Below are 5,888 nucleotides of genomic sequence, written 5' to 3' on the forward strand. Positions count from 1 at the left end.
CGCGGTTCATCCATGGATCATTTATAAGCGTGCGGGTGAAACCAAATATACCCGCTATGACGTGGTGGGGTGGGGCAGCGGCAATGTGGTGCGCCAGAATTACGCGATCCCGGATGGTCTTTGGTATGGCTCGAAACCGGAACTTCTCGCGGCTCATCAGGGCGAGGCGGCCGAAAAGCTGATCCCCGAAATCGAACAGGCGATCAAATCCTATCCGTTCCCGCGCGAATATCGCAGTTATCCGGGCCCGAACAGCAACACCTTCATCGCCCATATCGGCCGTGAAGTGCCGGGGCTGAACCTTGATATGCCAGCCAACGCAATCGGCAAGGATTATCGCCCGATCACCAATCCGGTTGGGCTTTCTTCAAGCGGGCAGGGCGTGCAGGCGAACCTGCTGGGTGTTCTCGGCATGTCGCTTGGTCTGGAAGAGGGGATCGAGCTTAACCTGCTGGGTCTGAACTTCGGGATTGATTTCAACCGTCCGGCACTGCGTTTGCCATCCATCGGTCGCTTGGGCATGGATAGTGTTGCGCAAACAACCGAAGCTGCGGAGCCCAAAAGTGATCGTGCGGCGAAGGAAACGGCAATTGATGTCGTCGCAGAACCGAGCAGTTAATTAAGCTGCCAGATCGCGGCATTGAGCAGGGTGGCAAATCCCACCCAAAGGGCATAGGGCACCAATAGCATCCCGGCCAGACGGTCAATCTTCCAGAATGCAACCATGTTGGCGATGATCAGGCCAAGCAGGATAACGATATCGATCAGGCCAAGCAGGGGTGACTGCGCGCCAAAGAACAAAAACGACCATGCAAGGTTAAGCGTCAACTGACCTGCATAAAGGCCAAAGGCGCCTTTGGCGTTGGCGATGCCCACCTTAAGCCAGGCGCGCCAGCCGCTAAACGCGATCATGAAATAAATGACGGTCCATACCGGGCCGAAAACCCAGTTGGGTGGGCGGAAGGACGGCTTGTTCAGTGCCGCATACCAGTCATTGACGCTGGTGGCTGTCACCGCCCCGCCAAATGCCGATATGATCAGACACAACACCAGAAACGCAATCAGGGCAAAGACACGGGTGCGATGGTTGGGGTGATGAATGTGCCCTGCACTCATCGTTTCCTGTTCGCTGTTGGTCATGGTGTTGACGGGTCCTTTGGCCTAGTTGGTGACGTCGCCGATTGCGTCGATCAACGCATCGAAATAGGGGTTCCAGGTCAGGCGGGCATGGTACTTGCCCGGCTCCATATATCCCCATGCACTGCGCCAGAGCAGTGCGCGATCCGCTGGACGTTCGATGTCTTCCTGACCGTTCTCGATGAAGACAAAGCTTCCCTTTGCACCGTAATACGGATTGTCGGGCGAGAACAGGGCGCTCAGATGTGAGAAACTGCTGATCTGTTGATCTGGCAGACTGCTGTTGAGGTTCTCAATCCGGCTGTCGTTGCTTGGTGCGTTGACTTCATCATACCAGACCAGACGTGAAGTCGGGTTGGTGAAATGCGTCTCAAAGCGACGAAGCATCGCAATTGGATCGAGCACACTGTCGTCCGCGCTCATGGTAACAAGGGCGGGGCGGTCAAACGGCTTTGCGTCAAGCGCATCATCAACGTCGGTGACGCTGCGGTAATAAAGTGCCGATGCCTTGGTCGACAGGGACTGATAGTTGATCACGTTGTCTTCCGGATCAGCATCGACCCAATCCCACAGATACTGGACCAGTGGTGTCAGGAATAACAGATCACTGCCCGGCTCGATGCCCGGCGAAAACAGCAACAGCCCGTCAATGTCCGGGTTTCGCGCAGCGTAACTGGTGACAAGGTTGCCACCGGTTGAAAAGCCACCCAGCCAGACTTCATCCACCTCGCGTTCCAGAAGCGCAACCTGATGGGCGACCGATCCAGTCCAGTCCTCATAATCGGGCAGGCTGAGATCCCCCGGGCGGGTGCCGTGGCCGGGCAGCAACATCGACCGCGCAAGCCAGCCATCCTTTGCCATTGCCACTGCAATATCGTGGAAGTACCAAGGACTTGATCCCAGACCATGAACGAACAAAACCCCACGGCTGGGCTTATTTGCGTCCATTGGTTCTGGCCGAACTTCAAATGGAATATTGCGCGCAATCTCCATTTCGTGGTCATCGGTCAGAAAAACCCGATGGGAGGCGATCCAGTCACGCGTTTCAGATACGTAATCCTCGAAATTATCCTGCATGTAGGGCGGGATATCGGGTGACTGGTCATAAAGCGCGTTTTCCGGCGGGAATGCACAGGCCGCAAGCAGGCTTGCCGGGATCAGGGCCAACAGGATTGTGCGAAGTGGGCGCATGAGATGTCCTTTGGCCATGATGCTGAGAAATTATGTAAATCACTGAAATGGCTACGTCAAACGGCGCACTGCAGATCACTTGTTTGGGGCGTCTTATCGTGCGTTGGTGTGCCCGGATAGCGATAGGAAGATTATCGGATGCCAAGCTGAAATGGCAAGCAGCTGTGATGGCCGTCACAGCAAAGAGATAATGCATAATATATGCGATTCAATTGGTATGATGATTTTTGACATGGTCACGGGCCAGCGACTTCAGTGTTTGTGAAGTGGTTCTAAAACAAGAAAACCTTGCCGCCACCTTGGCAAGGAATATTCAAGGGGATTGGGATGTTATCATTGAGTTCGGTGAAAATCGGCACACGTATGCTGATTATTGTCGCGGGCGCGGTTCTTGCGGTGTTGCTGGTCGGGGCGTTCGGTCTGACCGAATTGCGCCAAAACATGCTTGAAGACCGCAAAACAAAAACGAAGAACCTTGTTGAATCCACAATCAATTTGATTGGTCATTATCATGCGCTGGAACAGTCCGGCGAAATGACCACCGAAGAGGCGCAAAATGCCGCCAAAGGCGCTGTTGCATCCCTTCGTTATGATGAAAAGAACTATTTCTTTGTGTTCGATCACACGCCGGTTCTTTTGATCCATGACATCAAGAAGGATCTTGTCGGCAAAAATCTGACCGACAATGTCGATGGATCGGGCAAATTCCTTTACCGCGAGTTCGTGCGCGTCGCCGAAGAGAAGGGCGAGGGTTTTGTCGATTATACCTACAAGGTCCCGAATTCGGATGATCTTCGTCCGAAGCTTTCATTCGTCAAGGATTTCAAGCCATGGGGCTGGATCGTCGCCACCGGTATTTACATCGATGATGTAAACGCTGTTTTCATGCAAATCATGCTGGTGATGGGTGGTGTTGCCTTGGCAATTCTGGTCGCGGTTGTCGGCGTGTCGTTGATGATCAGTCGCGGCATTACCCGCCCGCTTTTCGATATTTCGGAAAACATGCTGCGTCTGTCGCAGGGTGATCACAATATCGAAGTCAATTACACCCACCAGAAAAGCGAGATCGGCGATCTGGCGCGGGCGATGGATATCTTCAAATCGAAAACCATCGAAATGGAAGAAATGCGCACCCAGCGTGAAGAGCAGGAACGCATCGCCGAAGAAGACAAACGTGCGGCCCTTCGCAAAATGGCCGACAGTTTCGAAGCCAGTGTCGGGCAGGTAGTCGCCCAGGTGATCGAGGCATCGGGCAATATGCAAAGCTCTGCCAATGCGATGACCGATACCTCCAAACAGGTCGGCGAACGTTCAACGGTTGTTTCGGCAGCATCGCAGGAAATGTCGACGAACGTGGAAACGGTTGCCTCGGCGGCAGAGGAACTGAGCACGTCTATTGCCGAAATCAGCAATCAGGTTGCACAGTCCGCAACCATCGCCAAAGGCGCTGTTCAAACCTCGGAAGAAACGCATCAGAAGATCGAATTGCTGGCAGAGGCGGCAAACCAGATTGGTGAAGTTGTTTCGCTGATCACCGACATTGCCGAACAGACCAACCTTCTGGCCCTGAACGCAACGATCGAGGCCGCGCGTGCCGGTGATGCCGGCAAGGGCTTTGCCGTGGTTGCCAACGAGGTCAAGAACCTCGCAAACCAGACGGCAAAGGCAACCGAGGATATCCGGTCCCAGGTCAGCGACATTCAGGTTGCCACATCCAATGCAGTCAATGCGATTGCCGAGATTGCCGAAACCATCCGAAGCCTCGACGGGGCGACGACGACAATCGCGTCCGCTGTTGAAGAGCAGGGGGCCGCAACCCAGGAAATCGCGCGCAACGTTGAACAGGCCTCACATGGCAGCCGCGATGTATCTGAAAACATCTCGGGCGTGTCGACGGCGGCCAATGACGCCGAAAAGCTCTCGGGCGAGGTGCTTGGCCTTGCAGAAGACCTTGGACGGCAGGCAGCTGTTCTGAACGAAGCTGTTGAATCGTTCCTGGCCGAAGTGCGTAACGCCTAAGCCTGAGACGATCACGCAAAACAAAACCGCCAGTCCTGTAACAGGGCTGGCGGTTTTTTCATGATCTTGTGGTTTGGTTTATCTGGTCAGGATTTCTGGGTGCTTTTCGCCGTCTGACCAAACAGGACTTTTTTGTCTTCTTCACTCATTTCGCCAGCGCGCAGACCTTCGCCCGCCTTATAGGCGGCAATCGTTGCCGGACGGGACTGTATGGCTTCGAACCAGCGTTTCAGGTTCGGGAACTCATTGAGGTCCTGCTGCTGTTTTTCGTGGCTGACAATCCATGGATAGCAGGCCATATCGGCAATCGTGTAGTCATCACCGGCAATGAATTTGCGGCCCTCAAGACGCTTGTTCAGTACGCCATAAAGACGATTGGTCTCGTTGACATAACGGGTAATCGCATACGGGATCTTTTCCGGCGCGTAGGTGCCGAAATGATGGTTCTGACCGGCCATCGGGCCAAGCCCCCCCATCTGCCAGAACAGCCATTCCATCACTGTCTTGCGTCCGCGCACATCGGTCGGGATGAACTTTCCGGTTGTCTCGGCCAGATATTGCAAGATGGCGCCGGACTCAAACACCGTAATGTCCTCGCCACCATCGGCGGGGTCGTGATCAATGATCGCCGGCATGCGGTTGTTGGGCGAGAAGGCCAGGAATTCCGGTTTGAACTGATCGCCCGTGCCGATATTGACCGGCACGATCTTGTAGTCCAGTCCGGCTTCTTCAAGGAACAGTGTGATTTTATGGCCGTTGGGGGTTGGCCAGTAATACAGATCAATCATGGGCCAAAGGCTCCTTTAAACTATTCGTGATGGCGAATTCGATAATCGAAGCTTGCCAATCAGGTTGTTATCGGTCAATTTAAAACGATCATTCCAAAATGCAAGAGCCGGTCACGCCATTGTGTAACGGCGATACTTGGCAAGGAGACGTGTCATGATCCGCTTCTATTACCACCCCACACCCAACCCGCAAAAAATCTCGATGATGCTTGAGGCATGCGGTTTGCCGTATGAGGTCCTGCCGGTTGATACCCGTAAAGGTCAGCAGCATGACCCGGCCTTCCGCGCCATCAACCCGAATGGCAAGGTCCCGGCGATCGTCGATACCGACGGACCAGGGGGCAAGGAAGTACGCGTGTTTGATTCAAACGCGATCCTGCTGTATCTCGCTGAAAAGTCCGGTAAGTTCCTGGGTAAGCCTGAAGATCGCGGTGAATTCCTGTCGTGGCTGATGTTCATTGCCACCGGTCTGGGCCCGTTTTCAGGCCAGGCAGTGCATTTCCAGCACGTCGCACCTGAGGGCAGTGACTATGGCGTAAACCGTTATCGCAACGAGATCGCCCGCCACTATCAGGTGCTGGAAGACCATATGGCAGGTCGCCAATTCATCGTCGGCGATGAACTGACAATTGTTGATATCTCGGCCTGGGGCTGGATCGACAAGGCCCCGTTCGTGCACAAGAACCCGGATGTCTGGGACAAGTATCCCAACATCAAACGCTGGTTTGATGCGATCAATCGCCTGCCGGCAGC

Annotated in this window: 6 protein-coding genes; 3 read left to right on the forward strand and 3 right to left on the reverse strand. The window is 54.3% G+C overall.

The window, feature by feature from the left end:
• A partial coding sequence (locus B3Z49_RS21800) for a DUF3750 domain-containing protein (protein ID WP_296994937.1) occupies positions 1-619 on the forward strand: 619 nt, incomplete at its 5' end.
• Here B3Z49_RS21800 and B3Z49_RS21805 read toward each other — a convergent pair.
• Entirely contained in the window at positions 616-1,140 is a 525-nt protein-coding gene (locus B3Z49_RS21805) for a TspO/MBR family protein (RefSeq protein ID WP_296994940.1), read from the reverse strand. The genes B3Z49_RS21800 and B3Z49_RS21805 overlap by 4 nt on opposite strands.
• 21 nt (positions 1,141-1,161) lie before the next feature.
• The gene (locus B3Z49_RS21810) at positions 1,162-2,328 is read right to left on the reverse strand and encodes an alpha/beta hydrolase (protein WP_296994943.1); all 1,167 of its coding nucleotides are present in this window, start codon (positions 2,326-2,328) and stop codon (positions 1,162-1,164) included.
• A 327-nt stretch (positions 2,329-2,655) separates the two neighbouring features.
• Between B3Z49_RS21810 and B3Z49_RS21815 the strand changes: the two genes are divergently transcribed.
• Positions 2,656-4,347, forward strand: coding sequence for a methyl-accepting chemotaxis protein (locus B3Z49_RS21815; RefSeq protein WP_296994945.1), 1,692 nt, complete (start codon positions 2,656-2,658; stop codon positions 4,345-4,347).
• A gap of 86 nt (positions 4,348-4,433) precedes the next feature.
• On the opposite strand, the gene B3Z49_RS21820 is transcribed toward B3Z49_RS21815, so the two are convergent.
• A complete protein-coding gene (locus B3Z49_RS21820) occupies positions 4,434-5,135 on the reverse strand; it encodes a glutathione binding-like protein (protein ID WP_296994948.1) in 702 nt (233 codons plus the stop codon).
• A 154-nt stretch (positions 5,136-5,289) separates the two neighbouring features.
• On the opposite strand from B3Z49_RS21820, the gene B3Z49_RS21825 reads away from it, so the two are divergent.
• A partial coding sequence (locus B3Z49_RS21825) for a glutathione S-transferase family protein (protein ID WP_296994951.1) occupies positions 5,290-5,888 on the forward strand: 599 nt, incomplete at its 3' end.

This window comes from Thalassospira sp. UBA1131, from assembly GCF_002311515.1.
Lineage (GTDB): Bacteria > Pseudomonadota > Alphaproteobacteria > Rhodospirillales > Thalassospiraceae > Thalassospira.